Source organism: Corynebacterium lipophiloflavum DSM 44291 (assembly GCF_000159635.1).
Lineage (GTDB): Bacteria > Actinomycetota > Actinomycetes > Mycobacteriales > Mycobacteriaceae > Corynebacterium > Corynebacterium lipophiloflavum.
In genome coordinates, this window is record NZ_GG667223.1 from 1 (window position 1) to 497 (window position 497).

The window sequence follows — 497 nt, forward strand, 5'->3', positions numbered from 1 at the left end:
GAACTGCTCCCCATTAGTTGGACTGAGAAATCAGTTACCAACTAGTGAGGAGCAGTTTCCATTGAGAGCACGAAGTTCGCTGAGCGAACATCAGCGTGAGCAGCTGGTGGAGTGTTTCGAGCAGGGCATGAGCTACGGAACCGCTGCCAAGACTCTTGGTGTCTCCAAATACGCCGTCCGTACGCTGCGTCGTCGGTTTCAGCTGCATGGCAGGCTATGTCTTGTGGAGAAACCGACAAAGCAGCAGCACTCGTTCGACATCAAGAAGGAAGTTGTCCAACGCCACCTTGCCGGCGAGACAAAGATGGATCTTGCACGCGAGTTTGGCCTGTCGTCAGACCAACTCGTCAAAGATTGGTCCCGGAAATGGCGTAAAGGTGGCGACGACGCGTTAAAACCGAAGCCGAAGGGCAGGCCCAAAGGCTCGTCCGCGCCGAAGAGGCTCACGGAAGAGGAGAAGCTGCGCCGCCAGATCGAGCGGTTGGAAGCGGAAAACG

At 56.1% G+C, this 497-nt stretch carries 1 protein-coding gene; it reads left to right on the forward strand.

Translation table 11 applies throughout. From position 1 onward, the window contains the following. Positions 1-61: 61 nt before the first annotated feature. Positions 62-497, forward strand: a 436-nt coding sequence (locus HMPREF0298_RS11290; protein ID WP_040423285.1) for a helix-turn-helix domain-containing protein, incomplete at its 3' end; no start/stop codon positions are given.